The organism is Marinobacterium nitratireducens, assembly GCF_014645375.1.
In the GTDB taxonomy this organism is placed as follows: Bacteria; Pseudomonadota; Gammaproteobacteria; order Pseudomonadales; family Balneatricaceae; genus Marinobacterium_A; species Marinobacterium_A nitratireducens.
The window spans coordinates 36,203-46,748 of sequence record NZ_BMLT01000021.1 but is presented as its reverse complement, the minus strand read 5'-3'; the positions used below and the strand labels follow the sequence as shown (position 1 = coordinate 46,748).

The following is a 10,546-nucleotide window of genomic DNA, read 5'->3' as shown; positions in this document are numbered from 1 at the left end:
CAATAACTTGATGTACGTCTGTGGCGCGGTTGTTTGTCCTATTGTGTCCTATACAGTCCAGCAAAAAGGCACACAAATGACACACGAGCGACACACGCTCAGGACTGGAGTTTTTTGGCAGTCTCGTCGCGCTCAATCGCTTCCTGAAGCGCGCCTTCAAAGCTGTATTCCTGATGCCGGTTGGCAGCCAGGCGCACTGCCTTGGCGTAGTGCTGCTCGAGCATGGCCAGCGAGGAATGCCCGGCCTGCTGCGCCACCCAGGTCAGCGGCTTGCCGGCGGCGATCATCAGGCTGCAGAAGGTGTGTCGGGTCTGCTTCGGCGATCGGTTGGCTGAGCGTATGCCGGCCTGCTTCAGCGCTCGGGCCCAGAGGCTGCGGATATAGGTGCGCGACATCCATTCGTAGGCCATATCCCGGCGGTGATAGGGCGGCACAAAGATCAGTTCGCCCTGCAGCTGAGTGAACTGCCTCTGACTCATCAGGGCATCCCAGGCGGGCGGTGTCAGTTCGACAGTGCGCTCCTCGCCGGTCTTGGTCGATTTCACATACTCTTTGTCGTTGGCATGGCCGATGGCGCGGCTCACCAGTAACGTGCGGTGGTTCCAGTCGATATCTTCCCAGCGTACCAGGGGGCCTTCCTGCAGCCGTAACCCGCTGAACAGCATGAACTGCAGATAGTTGCGCTCCTGCGGCTTGCGGATGCTGCCGAGCAGGGCATGCACCTCCTGCTCGTCCAGCGGATCGATACGCTCCTTGCGCTGCCGGGTGGTGCGCTGCGTCAGGTAGTCGGCCAGCTTGATATGCTGGTACGGGTGGCGGTCGATCACGCCGTCTGCCAGGGCCTCGGCGACGATGGGGTTCAGCAGCGACATGATGATCTGTCCGTAGCTCAGCGAGAACGTCTGCCTGGTCAGCCAGTCCTTGATATGCCGGGCGGTGAGCTCCGGTACGGTCAGGTGACCAAAGTTCGGCGCAATGTGGTTGCGGTACAGCTTCAGCCGCTCGCCATAGGTTGAGGCATCCCAGCCGTTGGCGCCCTCGATCCGCCGCTTGCGCTCCATGCGCTCCCAAACCAGGTCGCCGATGGTGGCGCTTTTGGCCTGGGCCAGCGGATCCGGCGTGTCGAAATACTTCTCCAGGTCGAATACGCCCATCTGGATATCGAGTTTGATCTGCTCGAGACGGCGGTTGGCGGCGAGGATGTTGTTGCGGGTGGGGGAGACATTCAGGGACTTGCGGTAGCGCTTGCCCTTGTATGAGAAAGCCAGCTGCAGGATTTCGGTGCCGGCCTGGGTCGTGCGGATGCTTACGCCACGCGCCGGGATCGCTTCGGTTTCTCGCCTCTTACCCATGCTGCCATTGCCTCATCATCAATCCAGACCTTGCCGCGCTTATCATAATGGTAGTGCACGCCTTCCAGGTACTCCCCCTGTTCGCGCAGGTCGTAAAACCGCGAACGTGACTCTCCGCTGTTTTCCAGGTATTTGCGTAGCGTGACCATGCTCATGGCGTGCTCTCCTGTTCGCTGTGTTGGGCGTCGCCTGTGGCTGGCGTCTCATTTGGGCGACCGCACTCCGTGCAATGCGTATAAATCCCGCAGCCGGGTGCCTCCGGATCTTCCGAAAAGTTTTCAGGCCACTCCTCTCGCGGAAGCAGGGTGCTGGTTCCAAGCGGATTATTGAATCCGCCCGTTTTTTTCCAGAAGCACTCGTGCGGCGCTACGCCGTAATAGGGGTAGGCGCAATTGCCATCACCGTCATTGCAGTGCTCGCAGCAGTTCGGTTTAGTCATTCACTGTTCTCCTGCGCTGTGTGCGCCGCTAGCGGAAGATCGCTCACCGGAACCCACGCGGTCACATTGCGCCAAAATGATTTGCAGCTGTCGTCGTGGTCGAAGTGGTACGGCTCAACCCAGTCTTCACAATCATCTGCTCCGTCTCGCATGTACGTAACGTGCTGCCAGACGCCATTAAGGGCAACCAGTATCGGTTCGCCATAATCAGGGCTGCCGTCTTCTGGCTTATTGTTCCGCACCAGTGCATAGCCTTCTGGCAATAGTCTGCGAATATCCTCAATGGTGGCGGCGCGCACCGAGTCATGATTCATCAAGCCGAGGCGCTCGCCGTCTTTAAGCGGGCAGATCTTCAATTCTTCGCTCATACCTTCCTCCGGCGGTTAACGTGGCGCGAGTAGGCGCGCCAGTCCCAATAGGTCGTTTTCATGCTTTCTGCTCCTGCTTGAGCGCCACCCCTTGCTCCCAGTTCATCCCCAGCGCGCGCTCGATTTCACTGAAGGCCTGGTTCTGCGCTGCGCCACCATGCTGCCGCTTATCAAGCGCGAGGTAGTATCCGGTTACCGCCTGGCGCACCCGATCCACTTCCGCCCGCAGCCTATGCACGGCGTCCGACGCATCCTGCGCCTCCGGCGCCTCGTCTTTGGCTCGTGACGCTGCGCCTGCCAGCTGGATGACGCTGAATCGGTTATCCGGGTGCTGATTGTTCTCGTCGATGATGATGGCGGCAGCGACGCAGAGGCGGGTGATCCGCTCTTTGAGTCTCTCCACTTCCATGGCAGCCTCATTCAGCAGGCCGCGCAGTTCCGCGTCGCCGGTATCGTCGATCTCATTGGCTGCGATCTTGAGGCGGTCGATTAGGTTATGCCGCATCGCTCTGTCCCTCCGGTGCTGCAATCAAATCCACAACCTGCTCGACGGTGATGATCTGGTCGGAGTCGAACAGTTCAGTCAGTTCCCGGCATAACTGCGACCGAGCGGCATGGGTGGCGTGTTCAGTAATGTGATCGAGACGGGCGCGCAGCTCGTCCCGCTCCGCCGTGACCGATTCCAGCACGCCAAATCCGCGGCATGGTGGACATGGATTGCCAGAAAAGTGGCTATCAATAGCTTCTTTCAGCCAATCTCTGTGCTCGTCATCGCCGTGCTCTATGGCGGAAAATAGACTATCCCGCCTCTCCATCATCGCCAGCACCACCTCCGGTACCGTTCGGATAGCATCCGGGCCCGGCTTGAGTCCAAGCTTGATGGCGACCATGCTCAGCGTTTGAGCTTGATCCCACAGCTGACCCTTCTCTCGCTCAGCGACGGACAGCTGCTGCCGGTAGCCATTGCGCTGCGCTTGCATGCCCTCGTAGGCGACGTTGAGCTCGCGGATCTGCTCCTCGAGTTCTTTGATTCTGAGTTGTGCGGATTGGGTGTTCATAGCTCAGCCTCCTGCCTCTTGCGCTTCTTGAACTCTGCGAATTTTGACCAGCACAGCAAAATAACGGCGGTCAGTATGGCGGGCGTCCATACCCAGCCGGCGGCGACCTGCATCACGATCATGCCGATCAGGCATATCCGGCTGATGTAAATGGTTTCGCTCGTGTCTGCGTTGCGGCTTGATTCCAGCCAGTTGTCATACTTTATGAGCAGGCCGAAAAAACACACGGCAATCAGCAGCCAGCTAGCAAACAGGGCGATATTTCCGCCCCATTCGACGCCATGCTGCCAGTCGGCAAATACCGCAACGGCCATGGTGATAAAAATCAGCGGGGTGATTAGGGCGACATTCATTTGATACTCCACTCTCTAACGTTGCTGAACTGGTTCCCGCACATATCCCGGTAGTCCGGATCTACGCTGTAGCTCTCGACGTAGCGCGGCCGGATGGCGTCCACCTCGCTGCCGTCGTCAAGGCGCACAATCAGCGGCGCGCCAGGAGTGGGTAGTGTGCTGGCCGGGTGCCAGTCGCGCAGATCGACCTCTGTCAGGATTCCGTCGCTCATGCTGCACTCGCCTCCTTGATCTCGATCTTTTCCGCACTCCAGCCGTCGTGCATTTCAAACAGGCGGCCAGCATCGGCTTCACTGATGTCTTGGCCCCAGGGGCATCCAATCCAGCCGATACCCACCCGGTGCTGCGGATTCATGCCGCGCAGGATCTCGGTGTGGATCTCGCCCAGCTGAGTGGCGATCTGGGACTGGTAGCAGCGCGGGGCCATGATCGTTGCGCCCTGCATATACTCCTCGCCATCCTGCCGGCGTCCGAATACGGCGCAGTAGGTCGCCCAGTCGTGCTGCACCCCATCAATGGCGCGGTACAGTTCCGGCCCGATGGTGATAGCCTTGCCGGTCTTGAGCGATACCAGGATGCACTTGTTGTCGTTCTGCCCGGCGACCCAGAGCACCACCGCACTGAGCCGGTGAAGCAGTGCGCGGGAGTAGGCGGCGTGACGTTTGTGGATGGAGTGGCCTTTACGCTTCTTCATGGAGGGATTTCCGAGTCTGGTGCAGTTCGAGCGCTCGATCAGCCGACACAATGATGTCGCGCAGATCCTGCTCTGTGTCTTTGTGTCCACGCCGCCCGGGCGCCAGCGCCTTTTTGATCAGGTGCTGCAGGGCGGGGCAGGTAACATCGAAGGCATCGATCACGTCGTAGACGTCAACCCAGACGCCGGGCGCGATCTGGCGGTGGTATTTGGATTTCGGGGTGCTCGTATTTATGAGCGCGCTCGTATTGGTGCTCATATCCAGACCAAGCCGCTCACGCTCCGCCTGCCACTCATCACGGCTGTGCGTTTTTGGCTCTTCGCACGATGTTGCGCAGAATCGTATTTCTCGGGTGGCGCCCTTGCCTGAAACCCAGAAGTGATTGCGCGCAGAGGTCCATTTATTCAGCGTTCGGGCTGCGAATTCCAAATCCGTCATATCGCTCATACCGCCTCCGTAAGGGCCGCGCAGGGCGGCTATGTCGACGACATTGATGCCGTCGACATTGGTTAAGATAATGAATTAAAAAGGTATTTCTCCGTCGTCAGGGAAGTCCATTCCGGACGGCTGCTGCTGGTAGCCCTGCTGCGGGGCTTGCTGGCCCTGTGGCTGCTGGCCGTTCTGGCGCCCATCCTTCAGCGTCTGCACCTGATTGACGATCACCTCCGTGCTGTAGCGGTCATTACCCTGCTGATCGGACCATTTCCGGGTCCGCATCTTGCCGGCGACATACACCTGGGTGCCTTTCTGCCAGAACTTCTCAACCATGGAGGCCAGGGAGCCGAACATGACCAGGGAGACCCATTCGGTCCGCTCGTCCTTCTGGCCGGTCTGCTTGTTCTTCCAGCTTTCCGAACAGGCGATGCGCATATTGGCGACAGGCTCACCGCTGGGTAGAAAACGAATTTCCGGGTCGGCGCCGAGGCGGCCGATGAATTGGCAAAGATTGAGGTCGTTGGCCATGAATTTTCCTTAATTTTACAGGGGGTGGATAAAACCGCTGGGAGCGCGAATAGGCGCCTTCAGATAGTGAGGCTGTTCTGCTGATGACCGCACCAAATGGATGCGGAGTTGTGCTGCTCGATGCGGGCGGCAATCACTTCTGCTCGCTGCCCGGCGGTTGGTGGCTTGTAGCTACCGAAGCGGCTTAAGCTGCCGCAGTTGACGGCTGCGTTGGTGCTATCCGCGGATGACAGCGGCAATCGGGTGAAGACCTCCGGGTCAAGCATGCGCAGGCCATGCAATTTGCAGCGCGGACGCCCCTGATCGTCGCAAATAACACGCATTGCAGTTGCCATGCGCTGCCACCAATCAGGCGTGCCCGGTGTTGCCCATTGGCCTGAACTGCCCAGAGCGACCCACTCGAAGCGATCAACGAGCCACTCCAGCCAATCAAGCGATTCGTGCAAGTGCCAGACGGGCACACCCTTCGGCTTATTCATTAGGCCCTGCCAGCGGCGCACCAGATCGGCATTCTCCTTTTCCGTGCCATCGATCTTGTCTGGGATCAGGCACCAGTCGAAGGCCGGATGCCGGTGGTATTCGAGCGTCCACGCCACGTAGGCGTCGAAGTCGATCTCTCCCTTTCCGGCGCGCCAATGACTGAAAGCGCCATTGTCCATCACGAACGACTGGCAGCACTCCAGTACCGCAGCCATATCATCGGGGCGGTAGAATGACACCAAGGCATGGCGCCCCATTAGAAAGCGGGCAGCATCCTGGCGCGTTCCGCCAATAGGGGTACCGTGATAGTGAATCATCAAGCTGCCTCAGTTTGTTGCTGCGCACCATACCCCCGAAACTCCCGAACGAACGGCCCGACCTCGGCGAGGAAGTCGCGGCGCGTCCAGGCACAGACTTCGCGGATCTCTCGGATAGTGGCGTTGAAGTAGTCGATGCGGGTCGTACCCCTGAGGCGCGGTTTCTCGACATCGACCCGCGCGCCTTCGCCTTCGCAGATAGGGCACTCGTGCTTGTGACCCTGATCGCACTCGACGCATCCGTCGCCATCGCATTCCCGGCAATCGCGGGTAATGCCTTCGGCTTCGGCCTGATCGATCAGCGCCTGATTCTCAGCTGATACGGCTGCGCGCCACTGCTCGTAAGGGGTGACGGTGATCATGCGGCAGTCTCCTCTGCTGGCTCGACCGCCTCGAATTTGCACACCCAGCGGCTGTACCCGTCCTTCTCGTCATCATGGCCGTCAGCCTTGATGAGGTAGGCTGCGGGCGAGTGGTCGCAGATACTGTCGATCACGCCGGTGTTACGTCGCGAGCGGCACATCACGCGTGTTCCGACTGGAAAGGGCGGCTGTATGTTGTGGGCTTCGGCCCACTCCTGCTGGGCCTTCTTGAGCAGGTCACTGACACGAAAATCAACTTCATCCAGCGTGTCGATGTCGTCTCGGCCAATATTCCAGTAGTGCCACTTCTCGAGCTCCTTGGCGAGCTCATACCCGTCCATCGGATAGCTGTATTCCTTCACGATGTCGTCGACGCTGCCACCAAGCTTTTCAGCGATTTCGGCTGCAGCCTCACGGACGATTTCGTCGGTGACGGTCGGGCGGGGCGGATTGAACATGATTCACCTCCGGATTTGATTCGGTTGCGGTGCGGTACTGCGCGGATCCGCGGGTAGGGTTAGGCTGGATCTACAATGCGAGGCTGTTGAGCTTGGCGAATGTGATGATCACCTTCCTCTCGGGCATTTGAGTGCTGGTAGTCGTTGTAGGCGTAGTGCTTTTTGCCTTTCCAGCCGCAGGTGCAGACAGGCTGTATCCAGCCCATCTCGCGCTCGCCTCCAAATTCACGCGTTATTTTGTGCTGCATGCTTCCTCCAATTCGCGCTTGCGCTGGTTGTACGCCCGATAGACCGGCGCCCAGTCGTGACCCGGAAGGCAATCGCGGGCCTCGGCCAGGGTGATGCCGGTCTGTTCGAGCTGAGTGAGAGTGTGGGATTGGGCGATCGCGTCAAGGCAGATCGCCAAGGTTTCGGCGGGGAGGGGATTACGCCGCGTCATTGCCTTTGGCTACGTCCTTCATGCTGGTCGCGCCGGTCGGCTTCTCTTCGAATTCGAACCAGTCCCCCGGCTTGCTCATGCCGTCCCGCAGCGAGGCATAGATCTTCTTCATCTGCACCATCTGGGCGGGCCGCATCGCCTCCAGCCGCACCTGCAGCTTGTCCTGGATCTGCTCGCCACTGACGCCGAACTCGCCGAATGCTGCGACCATCTTTTTGATGGCTTCCGGCGAGGTGTCCGCATGGGTGTTCAGCGTAATCTCGCACTGCTTCTGAGCGGCCTCGACCACATCGCCCGGTATTACGCCAAGGATGCAGGCCCGCAGGCGACGGGCGCCCTGGTTGGCGACCAATTCGTAGATGTCACGGGAGTCGGTCAGGGTCTTAGTGCCGCTGCGGGTGAAGCGCTTGTGCGGCACGGTGAAGGTTTTCACCTGGCGGGTGTTGGTCTCAACATCCCAGGCGAACGCCTCAACGGTCGATTCGACGCCGGCTTTCTGGTCAAGCTCACGAATGCCGAACTGCATATTTCCCCAGTTCTGAGCAATCGCCTCGGCCAGCCGGATCGACGGGCCGGTGACGTCCTGGCCGCCGCGGTTGTAGGAGTAGAGCGCGCCCTCTGCCAGCGTGGGGCGGGTGCAGGCATTCAGGATTCGATCCATCGCTGCCTGCATATCGCGGGGGAATTTCTTGGCGATCACCATGGCGGCCTGTACTTCCTGAATGGCGCGCTGACTCTCAGCCTGAGCCGGGGCATTGCTGGCCGGTACCGACTGCGAAGCGGCGAACGGGTTATGGGCAAGTTCGTTCATGGTTGGTCCCTATCTGGCCCAGTACGGGCGCTCGAGTGTGACTTTATGAATCCAGTCGTTATTGGCGCTACAGCGGTGGTAGGTCTGCAGGTCGCGGCGGTACAGCTCATGCCCGGCGGCCTTGAAGTCTGCGCTCAGCTCAAATACGCGCACCGGGTAGCGGCCGCAGTTGACCGTCGAGCTGACGGCGATAAACAGGAAGGTTGGCCATGCGCCGAACTCGTTGTGGAATCCGTCCGAGTACATGGCATCCTGAACGTGGTAGCGGAACTCCTCGGCATGGCGCTGGAAGCGCTCGATGCCATCTACCTTCTTCACATCGCCAACGAACGGCAGGTTCGCCAAGCGCCGGTCGGGGCGGCAGCGGCACAGCTCGCCGGTCTCTTCGTCGCTCCAAAAGATCGACTGCTCGCTAAAGCCGTCCTGCTCGAAGAACCAGCGCGCGGTCGGATGAGCCATCACCGAGTCGCGCATCAGCTGCAGCTTGCGGCCATCCTCGGCGCTCATTACTGTCTTGCCGGTGTCCTCGCACTTCTTCAGGAATGCGGCCTCTTCCTCTTTGCCTGCATTGGTGCGGCGATTGAACTCTGGCGCGACTATGAATCGAGCCTCATATTCATCCGGCTCCAGCAGGATGGTGTGCAGTGCCTGCCCCATATCGAGCGCCTTGGTCTTTTCCTCGTCGACCGGCGCTGACCGATACCACGGCACCATCGAAGGGTCTTCAGCCACCATATCGAGCACTGACTTCGAAACGCCTGGCGCTACGTGGTAAGCCTCGTTCGGCATATCCGGGTAAAGCCCCGGGCCGATCGGTTTGACCTCGGCATTCATGCTGCCTGCTCCTTCTGTCTGGCCTTACTGGCGGCAATCGCCTCCAGCATCTGGGCCTGTGTAGGGTGGGGTGGAAGATCAACTTCCACGGTGTCGATCAGGTGGTAGTCGTCTGCCGTCATGGGGTGATCGACGGTTGTGGCAATGGGCCCTGTCGGGTGCTCCAGGGCGTAGCGGTAGAGTGTGGTTTTCATGCCGGCTTCTCCAGTTCGGCGAGAAGGGCGTCGGCCTCGCGGACCGCGCACTCCGCCGCGCCGGCGTCAACCCCTGACCAAGCGCCATCGGCGTCAGTCGCGGAAAGAAGTGTGGCATGGAGGTGCATCGCAATAGCTTCGCGCTTGGTGAACCCTCTAATCGGCCGGCACTGCTCAGCGTATTCGATGTGATCGACATCCATCGGCATCGCCGGCATATCTGCGTTATTCATGCTGCCTCCAGTTCCTTATCGACCGCCAAGGCCGCAATGGTGAGAATGGCGATCTCCAGTTCCCGCTTAATCAGCGGCTTGCACTCGCGCGCCAGTCGCTCCAACTCTGCAGTGGTGGCCGCCTCGTTCTTGGCCCGGCAGTGCTCCGTATACGCCGCGCCATCCCAGATCAGCTGATAAGCGGCGTCCATATCCATGATGTCGCCACCGACCCAGAGAAAGCCGTGCTCGCGGAAGGCGTCGGCCTTATAGGCGATGGCCAACTCCCGCGCATCGACCGCAGCGCTGCGGTCCTCTTCGGCCCGGTCGCGCCGGTACCAGTGATTCGATTCAGCGGACATACCGGCGGACCTCCTTTTGATCGGCTTGAAGCTTGTTGATGAGCGCCTCAAGGTCGTCTATCTCGTCATTCAGCGCCTCAGTTCCCCAGCGATCACGAAACTCAATCGCTGCCGCCAGCTGATCTTTGGCTCTACGGATTCGATTCTCGCGCTGCGCATCCCGTCGAGCCCACTGCCCATCCGTGTGCGAGCAGGAGCGGTGCTGTGTGATGTAGGCGTCTTCTGTCTCACGAACGCGAAACTCGCCCTTGGTGATCTTGTTGCCGCAAGCTGAACAGATCATGAGGCCATAGCTGTGGGTGCGGGCGTCGTCTATGTAGTAATCCCATTTCTTTGCCATATCAGCCTCCTGTCAGGTCATAACGCAGGGTGCGCATTCGAATGAGGTATTGAGAGAGACCGCCCGATCAATAGCCGCCTCGATCTCATCGCGGCGTTTCGGTCGGCGGTTGGTGTTTTCCTTGAACGCCGCGCCGATGCCGTAGCAGGCAAGGAGGAGCATCAGGGCGTAGATGAGCAGGGCTTTCATGGCATCAGCCCTGGGTGAGACCGACGAACAGATTGGCGGCCATCAGTGCGATCAGGGTGCAACAGGCAATGCCGCAGAAGATATCGTTCGCGCGCTTGTTCATGCGGTGATCCTCGCTTCTTCATTCCGGATGTGCAGAACCAGAAACTCCGTCGCGTCCAGCTGTTGCGGGTCGCGCTTTTTGCGTTCGTTTCTGCGTTGCCATGACCACGGATACCGGGCCATCAGGTACTTGATCAGCAATGCGGTCGCGAGATACTGCACAGGGTGCCCCTGAATTCGCTTCGACCTGTAAATCCGTTCGCAGGTGGTCATCACTC

The 10,546-nt window shown here is 59.8% G+C and carries 23 protein-coding genes; all 23 read right to left on the bottom strand.

Going from position 1 to position 10,546, the window contains the following annotated elements; all coding sequences use genetic code 11:
• Positions 1-98: 98 nt before the first annotated feature.
• Positions 99-1,352 (bottom strand): site-specific integrase, encoded by a 1,254-nt coding sequence (locus tag IEX85_RS23255; protein ID WP_188863032.1) that lies wholly within the window; start codon positions 1,350-1,352, stop codon positions 99-101.
• Positions 1,307-1,507 (bottom strand): hypothetical protein, encoded by a 201-nt coding sequence (locus IEX85_RS23250; RefSeq protein WP_188863031.1) that lies wholly within the window; start codon positions 1,505-1,507, stop codon positions 1,307-1,309. The genes IEX85_RS23255 and IEX85_RS23250 overlap by 46 nt, the downstream gene beginning before the upstream one ends.
• The gene (locus tag IEX85_RS23245; protein ID WP_229722086.1) at positions 1,504-1,791 is read right to left on the bottom strand and encodes a hypothetical protein; all 288 of its coding nucleotides are present in this window, start codon (positions 1,789-1,791) and stop codon (positions 1,504-1,506) included. Before IEX85_RS23245 ends, IEX85_RS23250 begins: the two co-directional genes overlap by 4 nt.
• Entirely contained in the window at positions 1,788-2,159 is a 372-nt protein-coding gene (locus IEX85_RS23240; RefSeq protein ID WP_188863030.1) for a hypothetical protein, read from the bottom strand. The genes IEX85_RS23245 and IEX85_RS23240 overlap by 4 nt, the downstream gene beginning before the upstream one ends.
• Before the next feature lie 58 nt (positions 2,160-2,217).
• Entirely contained in the window at positions 2,218-2,664 is a 447-nt protein-coding gene (locus tag IEX85_RS23235; RefSeq protein WP_188863029.1) for a hypothetical protein, read from the bottom strand.
• Positions 2,654-3,217, bottom strand: coding sequence for a hypothetical protein (locus IEX85_RS23230; protein WP_188863028.1), 564 nt, complete (start codon positions 3,215-3,217; stop codon positions 2,654-2,656). The genes IEX85_RS23235 and IEX85_RS23230 overlap by 11 nt, the downstream gene beginning before the upstream one ends.
• Positions 3,214-3,570: a hypothetical protein gene (locus tag IEX85_RS23225; protein WP_188863027.1), complete on the bottom strand. Its 357-nt coding sequence runs from the start codon at positions 3,568-3,570 to the stop codon at positions 3,214-3,216. The genes IEX85_RS23230 and IEX85_RS23225 overlap by 4 nt, the downstream gene beginning before the upstream one ends.
• Entirely contained in the window at positions 3,567-3,782 is a 216-nt protein-coding gene (locus IEX85_RS23220; RefSeq protein ID WP_188863026.1) for a hypothetical protein, read from the bottom strand. The genes IEX85_RS23225 and IEX85_RS23220 overlap by 4 nt, the downstream gene beginning before the upstream one ends.
• Positions 3,779-4,264 carry a hypothetical protein gene (locus tag IEX85_RS23215; RefSeq protein ID WP_188863025.1) on the bottom strand — a complete coding sequence of 162 codons (486 nt, stop codon included), beginning with the start codon at positions 4,262-4,264 and terminating at the stop codon, positions 3,779-3,781. Before IEX85_RS23215 ends, IEX85_RS23220 begins: the two co-directional genes overlap by 4 nt.
• Complete coding sequence (locus IEX85_RS24095; protein WP_229722085.1) at positions 4,251-4,712, bottom strand: hypothetical protein; 462 nt, start codon at positions 4,710-4,712, stop codon at positions 4,251-4,253. The genes IEX85_RS23215 and IEX85_RS24095 overlap by 14 nt, the downstream gene beginning before the upstream one ends.
• Positions 4,713-4,787: 75 nt before the next feature.
• A complete protein-coding gene (locus IEX85_RS23205; RefSeq protein WP_188863024.1) occupies positions 4,788-5,228 on the bottom strand; it encodes a single-stranded DNA-binding protein in 441 nt (146 codons plus the stop codon).
• 59 nt (positions 5,229-5,287) lie between these two features.
• Positions 5,288-6,025: a hypothetical protein gene (locus IEX85_RS23200; protein WP_188863023.1), complete on the bottom strand. Its 738-nt coding sequence runs from the start codon at positions 6,023-6,025 to the stop codon at positions 5,288-5,290.
• On the bottom strand, positions 6,025-6,387 hold the full coding sequence (locus IEX85_RS23195) for a hypothetical protein (RefSeq protein WP_188863022.1): 363 nt from the start codon (positions 6,385-6,387) through the stop codon (positions 6,025-6,027). The genes IEX85_RS23200 and IEX85_RS23195 overlap by 1 nt, the downstream gene beginning before the upstream one ends.
• Positions 6,384-6,845, bottom strand: coding sequence for a hypothetical protein (locus IEX85_RS23190; RefSeq protein ID WP_188863021.1), 462 nt, complete (start codon positions 6,843-6,845; stop codon positions 6,384-6,386). The genes IEX85_RS23195 and IEX85_RS23190 overlap by 4 nt, the downstream gene beginning before the upstream one ends.
• A 59-nt stretch (positions 6,846-6,904) precedes the next feature.
• Positions 6,905-7,093, bottom strand: coding sequence for a hypothetical protein (locus IEX85_RS23185; protein ID WP_188863020.1), 189 nt, complete (start codon positions 7,091-7,093; stop codon positions 6,905-6,907).
• A 177-nt stretch (positions 7,094-7,270) separates the two neighbouring features.
• The gene (locus IEX85_RS23180; protein WP_229722084.1) at positions 7,271-8,095 is read right to left on the bottom strand and encodes a hypothetical protein; all 825 of its coding nucleotides are present in this window, start codon (positions 8,093-8,095) and stop codon (positions 7,271-7,273) included.
• A 9-nt stretch (positions 8,096-8,104) separates the two neighbouring features.
• Positions 8,105-8,929, bottom strand: a complete 825-nt coding sequence (locus IEX85_RS23175; RefSeq protein WP_229722083.1) for a PD-(D/E)XK nuclease-like domain-containing protein — start codon at positions 8,927-8,929, stop codon at positions 8,105-8,107.
• A complete protein-coding gene (locus IEX85_RS23170; protein ID WP_188863019.1) occupies positions 8,926-9,123 on the bottom strand; it encodes a hypothetical protein in 198 nt (65 codons plus the stop codon). The genes IEX85_RS23175 and IEX85_RS23170 overlap by 4 nt, the downstream gene beginning before the upstream one ends.
• Positions 9,120-9,356, bottom strand: coding sequence for a hypothetical protein (locus tag IEX85_RS23165; RefSeq protein ID WP_188863018.1), 237 nt, complete (start codon positions 9,354-9,356; stop codon positions 9,120-9,122). Before IEX85_RS23165 ends, IEX85_RS23170 begins: the two co-directional genes overlap by 4 nt.
• Positions 9,353-9,697: a hypothetical protein gene (locus IEX85_RS23160; RefSeq protein ID WP_188863017.1), complete on the bottom strand. Its 345-nt coding sequence runs from the start codon at positions 9,695-9,697 to the stop codon at positions 9,353-9,355. Before IEX85_RS23160 ends, IEX85_RS23165 begins: the two co-directional genes overlap by 4 nt.
• Positions 9,687-10,037, bottom strand: a complete 351-nt coding sequence (locus IEX85_RS23155; protein ID WP_188863016.1) for a hypothetical protein — start codon at positions 10,035-10,037, stop codon at positions 9,687-9,689. Before IEX85_RS23155 ends, IEX85_RS23160 begins: the two co-directional genes overlap by 11 nt.
• A gap of 12 nt (positions 10,038-10,049) precedes the next feature.
• Positions 10,050-10,226, bottom strand: a complete 177-nt coding sequence (locus tag IEX85_RS23150) for a hypothetical protein (RefSeq protein ID WP_188863015.1) — start codon at positions 10,224-10,226, stop codon at positions 10,050-10,052.
• 99 nt (positions 10,227-10,325) lie between these two features.
• Complete coding sequence (locus tag IEX85_RS23145; RefSeq protein ID WP_188863014.1) at positions 10,326-10,541, bottom strand: hypothetical protein; 216 nt, start codon at positions 10,539-10,541, stop codon at positions 10,326-10,328.
• Positions 10,542-10,546 lie beyond the last annotated feature (5 nt).